Origin of the sequence: Bacillus solitudinis (genome assembly GCF_002797395.1) — a bacterium.
In the GTDB taxonomy this organism is placed as follows: domain Bacteria; phylum Bacillota; class Bacilli; order Bacillales; family Bacillaceae_D; genus Halalkalibacter_A; species Halalkalibacter_A solitudinis.
The window spans coordinates 611,325-629,801 of record NZ_KZ454943.1; the positions used below are offsets into that span (position 1 = coordinate 611,325).

The 18,477-nt window shown below is 36.7% G+C and carries 16 protein-coding genes and 1 tRNA gene; 11 read left to right on the forward strand and 6 right to left on the reverse strand.

The genetic code is table 11. The features are described from left to right. Positions 1–85 precede the first annotated feature (85 nt). Positions 86–937: a helix-turn-helix domain-containing protein gene (locus CEF19_RS03025; RefSeq protein ID WP_198510233.1), complete on the reverse strand. Its 852-nt coding sequence runs from the start codon at positions 935–937 to the stop codon at positions 86–88. A gap of 289 nt (positions 938–1,226) precedes the next feature. Between CEF19_RS03025 and CEF19_RS03030 the strand changes: the two genes are divergently transcribed. Together CEF19_RS03030 and CEF19_RS03035 are read left to right on the forward strand one after the other, a co-directional pair. Further along, positions 1,227–3,038, forward strand: coding sequence for a sensor histidine kinase (locus CEF19_RS03030; RefSeq protein ID WP_100404715.1), 1,812 nt, complete (start codon positions 1,227–1,229; stop codon positions 3,036–3,038). Further along, entirely contained in the window at positions 3,035–4,645 is a 1,611-nt protein-coding gene (locus CEF19_RS03035; RefSeq protein WP_100404716.1) for a response regulator, read from the forward strand. The genes CEF19_RS03030 and CEF19_RS03035 overlap by 4 nt, the downstream gene beginning before the upstream one ends. A 194-nt stretch (positions 4,646–4,839) precedes the next feature. Here the strand turns inward: CEF19_RS03035 and CEF19_RS03040 are convergent, their stop codons facing one another. Continuing rightward, positions 4,840–5,031, reverse strand: coding sequence for a hypothetical protein (locus tag CEF19_RS03040; protein WP_100404717.1), 192 nt, complete (start codon positions 5,029–5,031; stop codon positions 4,840–4,842). Positions 5,032–5,231: 200 nt separating this feature from the next. Between CEF19_RS03040 and CEF19_RS03045 the strand changes: the two genes are divergently transcribed. Further along, entirely contained in the window at positions 5,232–6,578 is a 1,347-nt protein-coding gene (locus CEF19_RS03045; RefSeq protein WP_100404718.1) for an ABC transporter substrate-binding protein, read from the forward strand. 353 nt (positions 6,579–6,931) lie between these two features. Here the strand turns inward: CEF19_RS03045 and CEF19_RS03050 are convergent. Continuing rightward, positions 6,932–7,004, reverse strand: a tRNA-Val gene (locus tag CEF19_RS03050). Between the two features lie 178 nt (positions 7,005–7,182). On the opposite strand from CEF19_RS03050, the gene CEF19_RS03055 reads away from it, so the two are divergent. Beyond that, positions 7,183–7,413 carry a hypothetical protein gene (locus CEF19_RS03055; protein WP_100404719.1) on the forward strand — a complete coding sequence of 77 codons (231 nt, stop codon included), beginning with the start codon at positions 7,183–7,185 and terminating at the stop codon, positions 7,411–7,413. Between the two features lie 304 nt (positions 7,414–7,717). Here the strand turns inward: CEF19_RS03055 and CEF19_RS03060 are convergent, their stop codons facing one another. Beyond that, positions 7,718–9,904 carry a bifunctional diguanylate cyclase/phosphodiesterase gene (locus tag CEF19_RS03060; protein ID WP_100404720.1) on the reverse strand — a complete coding sequence of 729 codons (2,187 nt, stop codon included), beginning with the start codon at positions 9,902–9,904 and terminating at the stop codon, positions 7,718–7,720. A gap of 124 nt (positions 9,905–10,028) precedes the next feature. After that, positions 10,029–10,451: a hypothetical protein gene (locus tag CEF19_RS03065; RefSeq protein WP_100404721.1), complete on the reverse strand. Its 423-nt coding sequence runs from the start codon at positions 10,449–10,451 to the stop codon at positions 10,029–10,031. Between the two features lie 126 nt (positions 10,452–10,577). Between CEF19_RS03065 and CEF19_RS03070 the strand changes: the two genes are divergently transcribed. From CEF19_RS03070 to CEF19_RS03090, 5 genes are all read left to right on the forward strand, one after another. Continuing rightward, on the forward strand, positions 10,578–10,880 hold the full coding sequence (locus CEF19_RS03070; RefSeq protein ID WP_100404722.1) for a hypothetical protein: 303 nt from the start codon (positions 10,578–10,580) through the stop codon (positions 10,878–10,880). A gap of 137 nt (positions 10,881–11,017) precedes the next feature. Beyond that, positions 11,018–11,740, forward strand: coding sequence for a response regulator transcription factor (locus tag CEF19_RS03075; protein ID WP_100404723.1), 723 nt, complete (start codon positions 11,018–11,020; stop codon positions 11,738–11,740). Further along, complete coding sequence (locus CEF19_RS03080; RefSeq protein WP_100404724.1) at positions 11,737–13,191, forward strand: sensor histidine kinase; 1,455 nt, start codon at positions 11,737–11,739, stop codon at positions 13,189–13,191. Before CEF19_RS03075 ends, CEF19_RS03080 begins: the two co-directional genes overlap by 4 nt. A 114-nt stretch (positions 13,192–13,305) precedes the next feature. Further along, positions 13,306–14,274 (forward strand): phosphatase PAP2 family protein, encoded by a 969-nt coding sequence (locus CEF19_RS03085; protein WP_157800870.1) that lies wholly within the window; start codon positions 13,306–13,308, stop codon positions 14,272–14,274. A gap of 3 nt (positions 14,275–14,277) precedes the next feature. Beyond that, positions 14,278–15,390, forward strand: coding sequence for an acyltransferase family protein (locus tag CEF19_RS03090; protein WP_100404726.1), 1,113 nt, complete (start codon positions 14,278–14,280; stop codon positions 15,388–15,390). Positions 15,391–15,464: 74 nt separating this feature from the next. On the opposite strand, the gene CEF19_RS03095 is transcribed toward CEF19_RS03090, so the two are convergent. Then, the gene (locus CEF19_RS03095; protein WP_227521904.1) at positions 15,465–16,517 is read right to left on the reverse strand and encodes a serine hydrolase domain-containing protein; all 1,053 of its coding nucleotides are present in this window, start codon (positions 16,515–16,517) and stop codon (positions 15,465–15,467) included. Between the two features lie 312 nt (positions 16,518–16,829). Here CEF19_RS03095 and CEF19_RS03100 point away from each other — a divergent pair, with 312 nt between their 5' ends. Together CEF19_RS03100 and CEF19_RS03105 are read left to right on the forward strand one after the other, a co-directional pair. Then, complete coding sequence (locus CEF19_RS03100; RefSeq protein WP_100404727.1) at positions 16,830–18,059, forward strand: DNA polymerase IV; 1,230 nt, start codon at positions 16,830–16,832, stop codon at positions 18,057–18,059. Then, complete coding sequence (locus tag CEF19_RS03105; protein ID WP_100404728.1) at positions 18,056–18,391, forward strand: YolD-like family protein; 336 nt, start codon at positions 18,056–18,058, stop codon at positions 18,389–18,391. The genes CEF19_RS03100 and CEF19_RS03105 overlap by 4 nt, the downstream gene beginning before the upstream one ends. Positions 18,392–18,477 lie beyond the last annotated feature (86 nt).

Below are 18,477 nucleotides of genomic sequence, written 5' to 3' on the forward strand. Positions count from 1 at the left end.
TACAAAAACAGTGAGAACGAAAAAACTCACAAACATTGATGCAACATCATTTGTGAGTTCTTATCTTTTATATTTTTCCGGCTAGTCAAGGCGATGACTTTTTAGCAGTAGCGTTCTTTTTAAAGCTATTAGGAGTTCTTCCCATATATTTTTTAAATTGCCTTGAAAAAATACAAGGGTCTTCGTATCCAACATGGCTAGCAACACTTTTTACTGAATTACCTTCATTTAACAAACGTTCGGCATAATGAAATTTAGCATTTAGACGATACTGTATGGGAGATAAACCTACCATTTTTTTAAATAATTTTCTGAGATTTTCATAGCTCATATTAAATGATGCAGCGACATCTTCAAGAGAGATCGCTTTATCATAGTCTAGGCATAATATCTGCTTTGCTCCGGAGATTATGGTATTGACGTCCGTGTCAGGTATTTCACTATTTTCATTATGTAAGCATATGAGCAACTTTTGTGCATTAAAAAAGACTTCTGTAAGATCAGATTGATTATTTGAAGATTCTAGCTGAAATAATAAATCATTAAACCACTGTTCCAAATAAGGTTTTACATTTATTTCAAATACAGTTTTTTTAATATTTAATAGATTTAGGGAGGCAAGTGCATGAACAATATCCTTGTCCATACTAAGTTGAAATTCATACCATGGCTCAGAAGGTTCAATTAGAATGGTATATTTATTGCCTGGAAAGAGCTGACAAAATGAATTAGGGGAAAGAGAGTATTCTTTTCCTGTTTCATCAATCAAGCTACCGTACCCATGAATCAGTACAAAACAACTATAATGTTTGTTATGAATATTACGGAATGAAGGATCGTGATTCCTTTGTAAAAATCCGCATGATACGATACCGTTTTTTTTGATGTTGTCAACATATCGGGTACAAGTAACTGATTTCACCTGAGAATTTAGCACAACAGTTTCTCCTTTCAGGTTCATTAAATCTTATTTAATTCCAAAAATATCAGAACAGAAGTAGTTCATGAACACGATAAAAATTAGGATTAAAAAATTTTTGTTGTTATTAAATATACCAAAAATAACATGAAGTAACATAGAAATATCATGTAACCCTCAAAAAGAAGGTGTTATGCTTTTACAAAGCACCACTGATTAGTTTCATATTTATAAGGAGTCTAGTGTGAAGAGGTTAGGAAAAAGTTTCACTTATTATATTAATGAAAAGAGCGAGCTGTGAAAGTTTATGAGTCGACATTATTTTAATTTAAGTTTAAAAACCAAGTTCATCATTCTTATCATGATGTTAACATCTTTAATCTCCATTATTTTGGGGTATTATTCTTACTCTACCTCCAAATCTCTAATCGTTGATAAAGTAAGTCAATCAAATCTTGCTGTAATTAGAGTGATCGATAGTAACTTAACCACCATGCAGAAAGGAATATCAGACTGGATTACTGTCTTTGCAATGTCTTCTGTTGTACAAAAAAGTTTGCAAGACCCCAGAACTGAACCCAATTATTTGGAGGCCACATTATATTCAGGTACAACAGCTTCAATGATGGACCAAATGCTTGTTACTGGGAACTTTGATTACTTAGCTCTTTACGGTAATACGAATGAACCTCTCTATCAGGTTGCAAGAGATGGCAGCAGTGGCCCCAAGCATTTAAATGTAATAAAACAAAGCGGTATCTACCAAAAAACTTTACAATTAAACGGAAGCGCATACTGGTTTCCTTTAACGGAAAAAAACAATGTATTTATTGAATACAATCGTAATGAGAAACTTGGTATGAGTCGTATTATCAGAAGCACGTTAAATGGTGAAAAAATAGGTTATATCATGGTTGGGGTCAATCACCAGACAATTAAGCAACATTATTTAAGAAATTTATATGACCAGAACCATGGGATTGTAATTTTAGATCAGGAAGGAATCCCCTTTTTAAAGGCAGGAAGAGAATTTTACCATTCAAAGTTATTGCCATTATCAATTGTAGGAGATGTTTCTGAACATACAGGGTCTTTGATTAACACTAGTAGCGATGAAGAACTTCTTCTAACTTATAGTAGAACCAAAAACGGATGGCTTATTATGTATGCCGTACCTCTTAACCTATTAACTCAGGAATTAGATTCGATAAAGTCATTAGTAGTCATTATTATCATTACGTGTATATTGTTGAGCATTCCTATTAGTATGAGTTTTAGCACGTTATTAACTGCTCCAATCAAGAAGCTACTTGTCTCTATGAGGCGATTCCAGAATGGGCACTTTGATGAACGTGTCGTAGTTAAATATAATGATGAAATTGGCCAACTTAGTTTAGGCTATAACACCATGGTTACTAACATCAAATCATTAGTTGATGAGGCTTATGTACTTCGTCTAAAAGAGAAAGAAGCAGAGCTTAAAGCATTACAGGCCCAAATTAATCCTCACTTTCTTTATAATATGCTTGATATGATCTATTGGGAAGCTGAGAGATCCGGTCAACCACAATTAGGTGACATGGTCATTTCACTTTCAAGGCTTTTCAGGTTGAGCTTAAATCGTGGGAAAAGTTTTACCAGTTTAGGTAAGGAAAAAGAGTTCATCCATCTATACCTCTCTCTTCAACAAATGCGATTCAAGGATAGACTAACCTTCAACATAGATATTCCAGATGAACTCGAATCATATGTCATATTAAAATTATGTCTACAGCCTTTTGTTGAAAACGCTTTATATCATGGCATTGAAAGTAAACGGGAAGGTGGATTTATTCATGTTACTGTCCGATTAAAAGATCAATATCTTCATTTCGAAATACAGGATAATGGTGGAGGTATGAAGGAAGAAACCCTTATGGATATCACGAAAATTCAAAATGAGTCTGACGTATATACGTCTCACCAAACTGGTGGATATGCAATACAAAATGTCATTCAGCGGTTACAGCATTATTACAAGAATGACTATGTGTTGAGTTATGACAGTGAACTTAAAAAAGGCACCCTTGTTAAACTCGTTATTCCAGCGATCACTATCAAACAGGAGGAGATATCATGATTAACTTAATGATTGTTGATGATGAAGAACATGTAAGATTAGGCATAAAGTCATTAATTAAATGGGAAGCATACGATATCTGCATCATAGCCGAAGCTCGTGACGGTGCTGAGGCATTGGAACTACTTGAACACCATCATGTAGATATTCTTATGACAGATATTCGTATGCCAGAAGTTAACGGTTTAGAGTTAATTAAGACTGTCAATAAACAATACTCCCATATTAAAACGATAATCATGAGTGGATTTAATGATTTTGATTATGCTAAGAAAGCTTTGAAATTGGGCGTAAGTGATTATTTGTTAAAACCTAGTAGAACACAAGAGATTCTCGATATAGTTTTAAAATTAGTACATGAGATCAAAGAAGAAAATAAACTGCATACCTCCATAACACACCTTAAAAATGGATTTCGAGAAAGTCTTCCTTTATTAAAAGAAAGAGCTCTATGCAGATTAGTTACAAGAGAGGATATCCCTTATGAAAAACTACTAAATAAAGTCAAGCTAGGCGGCCTTTCTTTTCCCAGTCCCTACTTTGGTCTCGTAATGATTCAAATCGATAACTATTTAGTTCACCAAGAAGAGAATGGAACATACCACAGTGAATTATTAAAATCTGGCATCAAAAACATCAGTGAAGAAACGCTATCCGAAGCTTGGTATTGTGCTGTATTTGAAGACCAAGACGTCATTGTCCTCATCTTGAACAGTGATAAAAAAGAAGATGTTCCACAACTGTTACCTTTCATTGAGAAATTAAAGAAAAACATTCAGCAATACTTGAGGCTAAGTATATCAGTTGGAATAAGCGGAATTGACAAGCCTCTTAATCAACTTAGAAATGCATATGCACGAGCTACTGAAGCATTAGATCAAACTTTTTTTATGGGAACAGGAAAGGTCATTAATTATGAGAAATACATTGCCAACAACTCAACCGAATCAATGTATCCTGTAGAAATAGAGAAACAAATAATCCACTCTATTTTAGCTGGAGATGAATGTAAAACCAAAGAAAATATCAGATTATTCCAACTTTCTCTAAATAAAGAAAGGAATTTAAAGGATCAGATACTAAAGTACACTTTTAACTTATATTTCTCGCTTTATCATTTTTGCATTGAGAGAAACCTGGACATCAACGAAATCTTTAGGCAGGATTTTAAAGACATTAATCAAAAACTAGCCAAATCAAATTTAGAAAATATTTATAAGGAATTGTTAGGAACGGCCAGTCTCATTATCAAACAGCTTAATGAAAAGAAGAATACGAATAAATTAATAAATTCCGTCTTAGATTATATTAGACAAAATTATGATAAAGATATTAGCCGAGAAACTGTAGCTAATAAAGTATATATATCCCCCGGATATTTAAGCTTAATATTTAAACAGCAATTAAACATGAGTTTCCTGGATTTTTTACATAAGACAAGGATTGAGAAAGCATGTCAACTTCTTAGTGATCCAGGCAAACGAGTAGCTGATATTGCTATACAAGTGGGATATAATGACGAAAAGTATTTCTTCCAAGTGTTTAAGAAATATATGGGGATGACCCCTAAACAATTTAGAAATACGACCACAAGCCAAATCATATAGAATTGAAAAAACGAAAGCGCCTTGGTCAATTACGAAAGAACCAAGAAAACTTCTTTATATTTAACTATAATTTTCAAAAGAATGCCGTCCCTTTCTGGGACGGCGTTTGATCTATTATCTATTAACGCTCCACATAATGGCAACTCCCCAACGCTCTAGTTCAACTTCTTGACCGCTTACGACTCTCCTGTTCTCTAACAATTCCTGCCCATTTGAGTGTGCCCCCCCACATCGAATGGATCATTCTTCAAAGTTAGATTTTCTGGCTCAACAAATTGACTGTACTGCACGCCACAAACCTCGCTTATTATCCCAGGTTGTATATCAGTTCTCACTTGAGAGTTCGTTTTAAGCCACGCCACATCATCAAGAAGTCCCTTTGTCATTTTCCTCTCTCCTTCAATTGTTTGAGTACCAATAAATCGTTATTTTAGCTTTCGTTCTTGGTTTAAACAATGAGTTAAGCCTATCATTCGATAATTCTAAACCATATTCAACTTTTCTCTACTGACTTACAATCGTATCATTTGGTATTCTTCTATTATGGATCAGCAGTGGTTCAATATATAACAGGGGGGATTTAGTAATGACTAAACAGATTAAATGGAAACGCTTAACTATTTTTATGACTTTAATTTTTGCAACAATATTGGTGTTAACTGCGTGCGGTAATGACCCTAGCAATACCAATTCAACCTCTGACATGGAAACGACAAATGAAGGAAACAGTGAAGTTACACTTCGTTTGTTCTCAAACCTGCCTGACCGAACTTCAGGCCAAGGCCGTGCCGAGCAGATTGTCATCGACAATTTCATGAAAGAAAATCCAAATATTAAAATTGAAGTGGAATCACTTGCAGAAGAGCCATTCAAAAATAAATTAAAAGCCTACATGGCTTCCAACGAACCTATTGATGTTACGATGGTTCACGGTGGTGCTGAACTAGCAACACTAGTAAAAGCAGGTTATGTTAAAGAAATAAATCCAACAGAATATGAAGGTGAAACTTATAACTTCCTTCCTGGAGTTTTCAAGTCATTTACATTTGACGATAAACTATACGGATTACCACGAAACAGTGACTATGAAGTAATCTACTATAATAAAAAACTTTTTGAAGACAATGGCGTGAAGGTGCCAACAACATTTGATGAACTGCTTGAAGCGACTAAATCTTTCCGTGAAAAGAACATCATCCCGATGTCCATTAACGGAAAAGACCTATGGAGTTTCAGTGGTTTGTATCAATTCATTGTTCAGCGTTACAGTGGTGACCAGAGCCTCATTCTTGATGCAGTCTCAAATGATATTAAATTTACAGACGATGAGAGTTTCCTAAAAGCAGCCGAATACATGGTTGAACTACGTGAAGAAGGTCTCTTCCAAGATGGATTCATGACTGCAGACTATGGTGCATCACAAAACCTATTCACACAAGGAAGAGCTGCAATGTGGTTCATGGGATCATGGGAAGCTGGGATGGCAACAAATGAAAGCTTACCTGAAGAATTCCGTAACAACCTAGCAGTAGTTGAATTCCCAGTTGCTAAAGATGGAAATGCTCAAATTACTGATCTTCTTGCTTGGAATGGTGGCGGTTATTCACTTGTAAATAGCTCTAAACACCCCGAAGAAGCAAAGAAATTTTTCGATTATCTTTTCCAAGCTGACCAATGGCCTAAAGTTGCATGGGATACAGGTGCAGCAGTTCCAGCCCAAAAGTATGAGTTAACAGGTGCTGAAACTGATGTACAAAAGAAATTAACCGAAATTCTTGTGAATGCTACCTCAACAGCTGGAGCTTTTGCTATTGATCATGGCACGCCTAAATTTAAAGACGATGCACAAAATATTTTCGGTAAATTCTTTAGTTCTAAAATGACAGCCGAAGAGCTTCTTGAGGAATTACAAACAGCGGCAGAAAATCAGTAATAACATCTTTTAGGGACTCGCTTGATCATCTAAAAGATTACAACTTCGCTCATCTCTTAGAATCTATTTGTGAATAGCTTAAAGATCCATATCAAGTGATATAACATTGAACCCTCGGTTACTCCAATAAGAGTGACCGAGGTTTTTTTGAATACTTAAATGGAAGCAAAGACTCATAGAGCAGGCTTTTTATTTTGCACTGAAAAGCTATAAGGATTACCTTCTACAACAAAAACAACAGAAAAACAGAAAGACAAATTAGTATCAAATCACACTTAATTCTCTTCCCTCAAATAAAAAGAAACACCCTCCCATACATAGGAAAGGTGCGTCATGACTAGCTTTTTAGGAAATGACCCGTACTGGGTTCGAACCAGTGACCTCCACCCTGTCAAGGTGGCGCTCTCCCAGCTGAGCTAACGGATCAGGAAATGATATTGTCTTCGCGACATTTATAAATATAACTTAAAGCATTTACAATGTCAACATATTATTGGCTTCTTTTATGAGTTTCATATTAACTTAGGTCCCTCTCTCCACCTCGTTCTATCTTGCAAATTTAAATTTTTAGATTATAATTATTACCATAGAGGGGGTAGGTTTAATGGTGATTCATTTTGAATTAAAAGATAATGATGAAGTATTGAAACTGAATAAAATAGCGACAAGTTATACGTTCGACATTTGGGTGCATAGTGATAATCAAATGTTCGATGCAAAAACGTTACTTGCCTTATATACACTCCCATTCAACACAGAACTGAGAATGGTCGTTGAAGAAGGCGTCGAATCCAAATCGTTACAGAAAGAAATGGAATACTTCAAAAAAAATTAACTATGTCAATTTTAAGGGGTAGTCTTTAAAAGCATAAAAAGATATAGCAATGATTCCGTTCGCTACTCGCCTTATGATGAGAAAATACTCATCGTAAGGCTTTTAAAAAATGTAACGACTCTCCACATTGCCTAGGGTATGTCATAAGGTTAAAAACCGACCTTATGACATACCCCTTTTCATTCAAGTAGCTAGAAGTAAGGAGATGAATCATTATTAGGTAAAGTCTTTACATATGTTCTTCTTTGAAGCCCTCATGTCTACACTTAAATCACTTAATCAATTTATACGTTGGATTAGCCTATTACTGGCAAGTCCTTTTTACATATAGTTCTTCAAACATCTTTACTGTTAATGGCTTACTAATATAATAGCCTTGAATTCCGTCTACATCTTTGTTGATAAGCGTGCTAAATTGTTCTTCCGTTTCAACACCTTCAGCGATAACCAACAGCTCAAGGACCTTTCCCAGATTAATAATTGTGTCAACAATTCCTTCAGACCTTTTATCGTTGAGCATTTTTGTTATAAAGGAACGGTCGATTTTTAACACATCGACAGGGAACTGTGTTAAATAAGACAAAGATGAGAAACCTTTGCCAAAATCATCAATCGATAATTTAACCCCTAGATTTTTCAAGCTTTTGAACACTTCTTCTGTTTCTGTTTCATTTACAAACAGACTCTCTGTTATTTCTAGCTCTAGCTTTGATGGATCAAGCTTTGATTTTGCTAGGCAATGTGCGACCTGCTCGACAAAATCAACTTGCTCAAGTTGTTTGACAGAAAGGTTTACCTTTAAAATAAGGTCATCAAACCCATTTTCTTGCCACTTTTTCGCTTGAAGACATGCCTGCTCTAGAACCCATTCTCCTATTTGGAGAATCAGCCCATTTTCCTCAGCTAGGGGAATAAAGTCCATCGGTGGTACTAGCCCTTTTTTAGGATGGTTCCAGCGTATTAGCGCCTCAACACCTCCAATTCTTCCCTTCTCCACATCGTAAATCGGTTGGTAGTAGTTCATAAATTGGAATTGGTCTATTGCTATCTTTAATTCTTTTTCTAGTAATTTTCGGTTCACAAGGTATTCTTCAATTTCCGATGAGAAAAACTGATACGTATTCTTGCCTTTTTTCTTTGCAAAATACATTGCAAAATCAGCATTTTTAACTAGAATTTCGGGGATTTCTCCGTTTTTTGGATACTGACTAATTCCGATACTTGTTGTCACCTTAATGTCGATACCCTCAACACTAAATCCTTGCTTTAGTCCTTCAATAATACCATCAGCTAACGTTATGACTTCTTGTTCATCTTCAACATTTGGAAGAACAATGGAGAACTCATCGCCTGAGACGCGTGCAAAGATTGCCTTTTTTGGTAACACACCTTTAATTCGATCGGCAAAGCTTGCTAAAAGTCGATCGGCTAGTGAATGACCAAGGGTGTCATTCGTTTGTTTAAAGTTGTCTATATCTAAAAATAAAACGGCAAATTGTTGGTGTTTTTGCAAAGCTAGTTGAAATTGTTCCTGCAATTGCTCTTGGAATGATAAACGATTTGGTAGTTTTGTTAAAATATCATGATACGCAATAAAGCGAATTTTCTCGTCAGCTTTTTTTCGTTCCGTGATATTCCGACAGACAACAACAACCTCCGACACTTGCCCTTGCTCATCAAAAACCGGCACACCATTAATTTCAAAAGGAATGGCTTGTCCCTGACGATTAACGAGAGCGACCTCGACTTGTTGGCTTGTTTTCGATTTAATTAATTCTATGAAACTTTCTTTGGTTCGATCGAGGTCATCGCTATACATATATTCAAAAGCTGACCGTCCTACCATTTCTTCGGGATTGAAGCCCAGTACACTTTGATTCGATGGTGATGCGTAAAGGATTATTCCTTGAGGATCGACAATGTCGATTAAATCCGACATATTTTCAGACATCAGGTCATATTTTCTCTTCCGATCATCAGCAATTTGTTGCTCCATAGCAATACTAGCTAAATATGAAAACCTTTCAACGATATTTCGTTCTTCTGAATTTGGTTTATATGGCTGTCTCTTGTAAAGGGCAAAAATCCCCAACAATTCACCTTTTGAAGAAATAATTGGTTTTGACCATGATGACTGTATACCATACGCCAAAGCGACCGTCCTGTATTGATTCCAGAGGAGATTTGAACTTATATTGCTTACAATGATCCCTTTCTTTCGATACGTAGCTGTCCCATCCGACTCTAAAAGCACTGATAATTTGACACCATCTACCGCTTTCAAATAACTAGCTGGCAAACTTGGCCCTGCAACAACTTTTAAGGATTCTGTTTTTTTATCGTATCTCATAATCGAACATGGGGTGTTCGGTATTAACTCCTCCACCGAAAATAAAATAGTCTCAATTATACTTTGAAGGCCCCCGCCTTTTGCGATTTTCTCAAGGATAACATTTTGTTTTTCTACTGCTACATAGGCCTGGTTCCTCATTATATCCTTCCTTTTTCAGAAATCGTTTTTATCTATCATTGTCTTAATAGATGTGGAGCTTGCCTTCCTGTAATTAATTTTTTGAACATACTCTACTAGTATATAATAGGCTGGTCCTGTCCACTTATTTCATATAATCCGCTATGCCAATAAGGAGTAATGCTTGAAGCTCTTCTTCACTTAACCGATTTTGGTATTCATTTATCAACTGTTGTTGCTCTGTCTTTGTTAACCCTGATTGTACTTTCAATGCGATGTCTTTTAATTCACTTGCAGAAAACTTAGCCAGCACTACCTTTAATCCTTCTTCCTTTGTTGTAAAAGGTAAGACCTCTGTATTGTTTAGTTCATTTGAATTCAAATCGGAAACCACTTTTTTGATTATTGGGTCATTTAATAATACTTCAACTGTCTCGTCGGTTAATAACTCTTCCGTTACGTGTTCCATCATCTTTTCAGAGGCATAAGACATTGCAAATTGATACCCGCTATAACCTACAACCACCAAAATCAACATAGTCATTAAAATGAGAAATCCTTTTTTCATCAGCAAAACTCCTTTTCTTATTCTATTATTTTATAGCGTTCTCTAAAAAAACGATATACTTTTTCTTATTTTCGTCAATTTACTTGAAATTAATGGTAAAACAAGGGAGAATAAAAGGAAATTATTGTGCTAATCAGTTCAGCTTGCAAAATTCACCTGATTCCAATAGTGATTGACTTTTTTTTACTCAAGTCTATTAACAACTCTGACGATATTGTCGAAGAATTTGATGAGGTTCATATAGCATCTGGCACCCTCTCATGTAATTATCCATTAATATCATTAGAGTTGTTTGCAACGAATACATTGTCTAAAGGTGATGCAAAGGAAATATCAGATGTTTTCATTCAGGCTGTTTCAGGGTACTTAGAGAGTAAGGACTTTGACACTGTCTGGGAGCAGTTTGATTTCGAGCTTTATATTCGATAGGAGCAAGGAATTCTCTATTATGGTGTTAAAACCAAACGTGAACAAACGTTTCATTGGGGCTGATAACCTCGAATAGCCATATATTTAGATTTTATAGGTTCTTTACGTTAAAATGAAGGTAGAAGGAGGCTTTTTTTTTGAGTAATCCTAAAGTACTTATAGCAGATGATGATCCAAACGTATGTGAAATTATTCGGTTATTTTTTACCGAGAATAATTTTGATGTTACTGAAGCCTCTAATGGCTTAGAGGCTTTGTCCTTATATGAATCTGTCAAGCCAGATGTCATCTTATTAGATATTATGATGCCGGGAATGGATGGCTACGAGGTGTGTCGAGAAATTCGTAAAAAAGCAGATATTCCAATTATTATGCTTTCCGCAAAAGATGAAGAATTTGACCGGATTCTCGGCTTAGAAATTGGCGCCGATGATTATGTAACAAAACCATTTAGTCCGAGAGAAGTCATCGCGAGAATTAAGGCGATTTTCAGACGAACTACCGTTAAAAACTCAGTCGATTCGGATACCAAAGATGACGAGTTTTATGTTTTTGATAATTTTACGCTTTCTGTAAAAAAACGAGAAATTGTCGTCAATGATACCCCACTATTTTTCCGACCAAAAGAATTTGATTTGTTGCTTTATCTCATCAGACACCCAAAAGCAGTCTTAACGAGGGATCAACTGCTAGAACACGTCTGGGGATATGATTTTGCAGGGGATATTCGAACCGTTGATGTTCATATTAAACGAATTCGCACAGAATTTGCTGTACATCACATTGACTGTATTCAAACCATTTGGGGTGTCGGATACCAATTTCTATTTAAGAAAAAAGCAAGCGGGGAATTAACATGACTTGGTTGAATGAAAGCCTGTTCCGCCGTTTACTATTTAGCTTTCTGACAATATTCCTTCTCGGTTTCAGCATCATTGGGGTAGTTATTTATAAGTCTACGACTGACTATTTAACTGATCAAAAGCGTCAGGAAATGCTTCAACAAGCTCGAAATGTCAATAGTGCTATACTACATAGTGAAGTCGTCACACCTGAAATCTCCCAAACGATTGAACAACTTAGTCATTTCTCTGATACAAGTATTTGGTTAATTGATGAAAAAGGAGAAATTGTAGCGACAACCTCAATGCAAGAAATTTTCTTAGGAGAGCTTATCAATGAAGAGCTTATTTCCGATACGATGAAAGGACAAACGAGCATTCAAGTGATGGATATTGAAGAAGAAGAACGTCCAATGTTATCAGTTATCGTACCTTGGGGCACCGCTGATCAGATTCATGGTGGGATTATTCTCCATTCCCCAATTTCCGGAATTAAGGCTACGGCGAGAAACATTCGAGAAATTGTTCTTTGGGCGACGCTACTTGGACTTATTCTAGTCGGGACTTTAGTTTCTTACTTTTCCTGGTCGATATCAAAGCCACTTAAGAAGATTGAAGAAGCTGCAAATGAAATTGCCCTTGGGAATTACAGCAAACGTGTCACACATAACGTACCAGGAGAAATTGGCGAATTAATTAATTCTTTCAACCGGATGGCACAAACCATCCACACCCTTGAACATGAACGCGATTCTCTCGAAAAGCGGAGGACCGATTTCATCGCTAATATTTCTCACGAATTACGCACACCTTTGACCGCAATGAAGGGTTTTTTAGAAGCTCTCCAAGATGGACTAGTCAAGGATAAAGAATCCCAACAAAAGTATTATCAAATTATGTACCGAGAATCGGAATACTTAAATCTACTCGTCGATGATTTGATGGATTTAATTAGATTAGAAAAAGCTGAGGTTTCTTTTGATCTATACTATGTCCAACTTGAAGAAGTCATTAAAAAGGTTACGTTGAATTTAAAACCTATGATTGAGAGTAAAAGTAATACTCTCATTGTTCAGGATGTTGAGAAGCTTCCACCCATTCTTGGCGATTCCATGCGCCTTGAGCAAATTTTCAAAAACTTATTGCATAATGCAAATAAATTCACCGATAATGGAACGATTTACGTTCGTTTTTCCCACAAAAGCTCTGAGCTTCAAGTTGAAATTGCTGACACGGGAATCGGCATCCCGACTTATGATTTGAAGCGAATTTGGGAACGTTTCTTTAAGGTCGATCGCGTGCGTCACAAAGAAGGCAGAGGAACAGGACTCGGCCTAGCAATCGTTAAGGAGCTTGTTAAACTACACAATGGTGATATTTCCGTTGAAAGTCAGCTAGGTCACGGTACAACTTTTACAATTTCCTTTCCATTAGAGTCCGGAATATGTAAGAATCACTTAAAAGACTAGTGTTTGCAATAGTCTTTTAATATTTTTAATACTTTCTTAACATTTAGATCAAAAATTGATCATATTTTTCCGATACAATGAAGTAAATTCAAGACATAACTGCGGGTGATGATAATGCAGCAACAAACGTTACAAATTGCTGAAAATACCAAAGCAACAAAACTTTCAATTTATTCATTAATTGCCATAACTGCTGTTTTATTTATCGTCCCTAACCAATGGGAGCGATTGCAGTTTTTTCTAATTCTTTTGTACCCAATTTTTCTTTCAACGAGATATTTTCATATTAACAGAGAATTGGTAATGAAATCTTTGTTATTCATTGGAATTTTTCTTGCTGCCAACCTATCGACATTTGCGATTCATTATGGACAGCTTATGTGGGAACATTCAAACCCAAATGGTCTATTCGGTTGGAAGCTTTCTATTGACCCTTTGCTACATGCGATCCCCTTTAACGATGGGATGTGGCTTCGTCAATTGGCAACGCCAATACTTGACCGCTTCTTTGTTTACATTTACATTCATGGCTTTGTTTTTTGCTTGTTGGCACTTTGTATGTATTATTTATTAACAGGGCAGCCAAAGAAAATTCTTCTCGCGATGTTTGCAGGACACTTTTTGCAGTATCTCTTTATTTTGCCTTTCCACTTTTGGGTCGATGGTCACCAAGTATGGTGGATTCAAAATTTATGGCTTGGAACATCCTTTACAGATCCGATCGTTGGACATCGAACGATTACTGATCCTATTATTCCTAGCTTAAATCACGTGTTTCCAAGCATGCACACATCGATTGCGACAGTGACAATTTTATTAGCTTTGCGTGAGACATCTAAACCGATTAGGCATTTCTTTACGATTTTAAATGTCGGGATTATTATCGCGACGGTCTACTTAGGTATTCATTGGGTCATTGATATTTTCGGTGGAATTCTTTTTGGATATTTCACTTTAAAGGTAGCCGATAAAATCATGGCTATGGATTGGAAAACAAAATGGGTAAATTTCCAACAAAAACGAGGAGCTCTCGTTCATGCCAGTGAAGATTCAACGACACGCTCCTCTTCTGGTGGTGGATGACAAATGACGAATAATTCGAATAAGACGTGCAAAGAACTGTTTTTCTTACGAGGTCTTGCTTGTTTAAGTATCGTCTTTCTTCACTCGATAGGTTCAGGACTTGCTTCTATTAACGTTGGACGCTCTACGGAGTTATTTTTTGACTCCGTTCAAGTGTTTCTTTATTTTGCTACACCGCTGTTCATTTTTATTTCAATGTTCATCTTAGCGTACTCTTATCGCAGTCGGCCCATTTCGAAGAGCTTTTTGCGAAAACGGACACAATTTATTTTTCTTCCGTTTTTGTTTTTCGCCTTTTTTTACTCAATACCCTACGCAAGCTCTATTGAGGCATGGGGATTGAAGCTCTTTCTCAATGCGATGATTGGTGACTATCATGGGTACTTTGTGTTAATCATTTTTCAGTTTTTTTTCTTGTATTTGTTGCTTAACCGCCATTTGGCAAAATGGAATCCCAGTGTTGTACTTGCTACGTCTTTCATCATTAATGCGGCGTACCTTGCTTTCTTTAATTTCTCGACACCTTTGAATGTTCCACATGCTATGTACATTTGGGAAAGATTCTATTGGGTTCCACTGTTCGGATGGGTGTTTTATTTTGTGTTAGGTTATTATTGTGGCTACTATTACGAAACATTTGTGAAGCTGTTAAAAAAATGGCGAATTCTTGTCATGACAGCACCTATTGTTTCAACGACCCTTCTTCTTTTCCTCTACCACAGTGAGTGGTTAGCGGTGCATAGCTCAAAACGGGTTGATATGATTTTCCATACAGTAGCCATTGGCTTTTTCCTTTTTTACATGGCTCATCAAGTCAAAACTTTGCCAGCGTTCCTTGTGTTTATAAGTCAATATTCCTTCGGGATTTACTTGCTTCACATGTTCTATATTTCTATCATCGATTTGCTCTATGGCTTTTACCCTGTCGACCTAGGAGTATCTTATCTCCTTATCCTGTTTCTCTTTAGTACCACATGTTCAATTTTAACGATTTACTATATGAAGAGATGGAAATGGTCAGCTTATCTCCTTGGGAAAATTGGCATTAATTATGAACAAGAGTCTACCCGGAAAGCTCCAAAACATGTTCCTCCTGTCACTTCCGAAGCTCGGTAAAATCATTATCATCCCATTTCATAAAGGTAACCACATAAGCTTAGGGGTATCCGAAACAACGGATACCCCTAAGCTTATTCATCTAACTTCGCCTCAAGAATCATTTCTAACAATCTTAAGCGTTGCTTTTGACTCACACTTCGTCTAATAAAGCTGAGCGAGGAACGGTCAGAATCGACACGATGGACAAACACAAGGTTCTTTTCAGGAACCACATCAATCGATTGACCATATCGCCCGACTGCAGAATACAAACCCACATCTGAAAATGGGGATTCTGTCGCGACCCACCACATTAACCCGTACTGGTATAACTGATTTCTAGGAACATCTGCTTGTGCTGATGTGCTTCGTTTTACCCACTCTTTCGGAATAAGTTGTTGTCCTGCCCACGTCCCTTCTTGAAGGTAAAGCTGGCCAAACCGAGCCATATCTCTTGCCGACATTCGAAAGAGATACGATGGGTGAATCGAATATTGGAGTTCATGATGATAGCGCGTATTTAACAGTGAGAAATCCTCCATACCAATTGGTTCAGCTATGCTAGTTTTAAATTCTTCAAAAAGGTCTTTTCCTGTTTCTTTATTAAAAATAGTTCCTAACACATTAAAGTCCCAATTATTATAGTAAAAAAAGTTTCCTGCTTCATAGCTTTCTCTCGAGGGGCGACTTTTTCTCATCGACCAGGATTCCTGACCTGCTTCATGAAACACACCTGAACGTGAAGTTAATAAATCTAGAATCGTTGCCTGCTTTTCACTTTCTCGAAGCGGGGGTTGATCATCGATACCTAAGCTTTCTAATGTCGCGGTTTCATCGATACTCCCTTCCTCAAGTTCAATCCCATACAAAGCACTTAGAAAACTTTTTCGGACGGAATGAGCATTGGTCGGCTTCGTCACATCGCCCCAAGAAACGAGAACCTTCCCTTCATAAATAACCATCGCTGCTGTAGAATCCAGTGAGTTATAATAGATGCTTGCTTCGGCTAGCTTTTCTGATGACCAGCCTGCTTCTTCTGGTGATTCATAAGCTGGCCATGTTGATTCTTTGGGTACCCTTTTTGGAGAAAGACCTTGGTACCAATACCAGCTCACTACACTAATAACAATAATGACTAAAACCATCCGTCTTCTCCCTCTCATAAAACGCAAAACAATCATCCTCAATCTATAATTTCTAGGTAGACTCTTCACCAATTCTGCTCTTCTTATGTCTACCTTTTCCTTTAAAACTTATAATTCAAACACGGTTACACGTTCCTTAGTGAACTAATCTTCTGTTTATCATACCACGTATTTTAACAGGTTTATATGTAGCAAAATCCCTTGATATGTATATAAGTGGAAAACAATAAAGATTTTCCTTGTTGAATACAGAACATTAGTTCGCATATAATATATACAAACATTTGTTCTTATTTGGAGAGTGAAAAAACAATGAAAGTTATTTTCCTTATTGATATGGAATCCTTCTATGCATTAGTTGAAAAAGCCAGGGATACGCGTCTCTATACAAAGCCTGTCATTGTTGCTGGTGATCCAAAACGGAGATCAGGAGTGGTTTTAGCAGCTTGTCCCTTGGCTAAACAAAAAGGTGTGAAAAATGCCGAGCGTCTTTGGGAAGCACAGCAGAAATGCCCTGAAGCCATCATTGTTCCTCCTAAGATGCAAGAATATGTTGATTTATCAATTGAAATTACACGGGTTCTTCAAAATTTCACACCTTTAGTTGAGCCCTATTCAATCGATGAGCAGTTTATTGATGTAACCGGCAGTACAAAATTATTTGGCTCACCACTTGAAATTGCTAAACAAATTCAGCATACGCTTTGGACTAGTTTTCGAATTCGCGCCAGAATTGGAATTGGTGAAAATAAAGTTTTAGCAAAAATGGCTTGTGATAACTTCGCAAAAAAAAGCAATAGTGGTATCTACTGGCTGAAGAAAGATGAATTAGAGAAGACATTATGGCCTTTACCCGTTGAAAAATTATTTGGAGTAGGAAGTCGAATGAGAATAAATTTGAAAAATATGGCTATACGAACTATAGGTCAACTTGCGAATACACCGTTAGAACGTTTAAAAAATAAATGGGGGGTGAGCGGTCACGTTCTTTGGATGACGGCAAATGGCCACGACTTTTCCCCTGTCTCCACAGAATCTCATCAAGGTCAAAAAGCAATCGGACACGGTATGACCTTACCTAGAAACTATATGATGAAAGATGAAATTAAGGTCGTGTTACTGGAGCTATGTGAAGAGGTGTGTTACCGGGCAAGACTCTCTCATGTTATGGGTGACACGGTGTCGGTAAGTGTATCTGGTGCAAGTTATGATATTCCCACTGGATTTCATCGTCAACTAAAAATGCCTTGTGAAACCAATATTACCATGGAGCTTTTTTACTATGCTTGCCAACTCTTCGAAACTTATTGGGATGGCAATCCCGTTAGACGACTCGGGATTTCGCTCTCAAAGCTAACCACCGATCAAGTTGTTCAACTTAGTTTATTTGAACAAAACCGTGACCGACTCTTTAAACTAGGCGAAGCCATGGATGGCATTAAGCAACGTTATGGTAAAGCCTCCCTTATGCGGGCATCATCATTATTACCCTCTGGCCAAGCTAAAGAGCGTGCAGCTAAGATTGGAGGGCATTATAAATGAGTGATTATTTAAAGCGAAAAAACCTTTTGTGGGAAGGAAGCAGATTTGTTTTGCCAGAGCAAAAAGCTGCTTTACTAAAATATCAAGAGGAAGCAAAAAAAGTAGAAAGACCTCTTCTTGATGAACAGGAGTTATATGAAATAGGTATGATTATTATGGAAGCGATGAAATATCAAATTAAAGTGAACGTCACGTACTGGGAAAATGGACTATATAAGGAAAGGGTCGCTTTGATTGAGCGAATAGATTCAGTGTTAAAGCGAATTAAATTAAAATGGGAGGGCGAAGTGGAGTACATTGATATCAATTGCTTAAAGAAGGTCGAAAAATAAACAAGAACCAGGCGTTATGACGTTTCTACTCCTTTAAAGGAAACAGACCCTCATTCTAGCTTGAACTGTACCCCATAAAATAGACA

What these genes read in the sequence shown, in the direction of transcription:
- CEF19_RS03085 (WP_157800870.1), top strand. Translation starts at nt 13,306, where the DNA reads ATGCAGCAACAAACGTTACAAATTGCTGAAAATACCAAAGCAACAAAA.
- CEF19_RS03045 (WP_100404718.1), top strand. Translation starts at nt 5,232, where the DNA reads ATGACTAAACAGATTAAATGGAAACGCTTAACTATTTTTATGACTTTA.
- CEF19_RS03030 (WP_100404715.1), top strand. Translation starts at nt 1,227, where the DNA reads ATGAGTCGACATTATTTTAATTTAAGTTTAAAAACCAAGTTCATCATT.
- CEF19_RS03090 (WP_100404726.1), top strand. Translation starts at nt 14,278, where the DNA reads ATGACGAATAATTCGAATAAGACGTGCAAAGAACTGTTTTTCTTACGA.
- CEF19_RS03100 (WP_100404727.1), top strand. Translation starts at nt 16,830, where the DNA reads ATGAAAGTTATTTTCCTTATTGATATGGAATCCTTCTATGCATTAGTT.
- CEF19_RS03080 (WP_100404724.1), top strand. Translation starts at nt 11,737, where the DNA reads ATGACTTGGTTGAATGAAAGCCTGTTCCGCCGTTTACTATTTAGCTTT.
- CEF19_RS03055 (WP_100404719.1), top strand. Translation starts at nt 7,183, where the DNA reads ATGGTGATTCATTTTGAATTAAAAGATAATGATGAAGTATTGAAACTG.
- CEF19_RS03060 (WP_100404720.1), bottom strand. Translation starts at nt 9,904, where the DNA reads ATGAGGAACCAGGCCTATGTAGCAGTAGAAAAACAAAATGTTATCCTT.
- CEF19_RS03035 (WP_100404716.1), top strand. Translation starts at nt 3,035, where the DNA reads ATGATTAACTTAATGATTGTTGATGATGAAGAACATGTAAGATTAGGC.
- CEF19_RS03105 (WP_100404728.1), top strand. Translation starts at nt 18,056, where the DNA reads ATGAGTGATTATTTAAAGCGAAAAAACCTTTTGTGGGAAGGAAGCAGA.
- CEF19_RS03040 (WP_100404717.1), bottom strand. Translation starts at nt 5,031, where the DNA reads ATGACAAAGGGACTTCTTGATGATGTGGCGTGGCTTAAAACGAACTCT.
- CEF19_RS03095 (WP_227521904.1), bottom strand. Translation starts at nt 16,517, where the DNA reads ATGGTTTTAGTCATTATTGTTATTAGTGTAGTGAGCTGGTATTGGTAC.
- CEF19_RS03065 (WP_100404721.1), bottom strand. Translation starts at nt 10,451, where the DNA reads ATGAAAAAAGGATTTCTCATTTTAATGACTATGTTGATTTTGGTGGTT.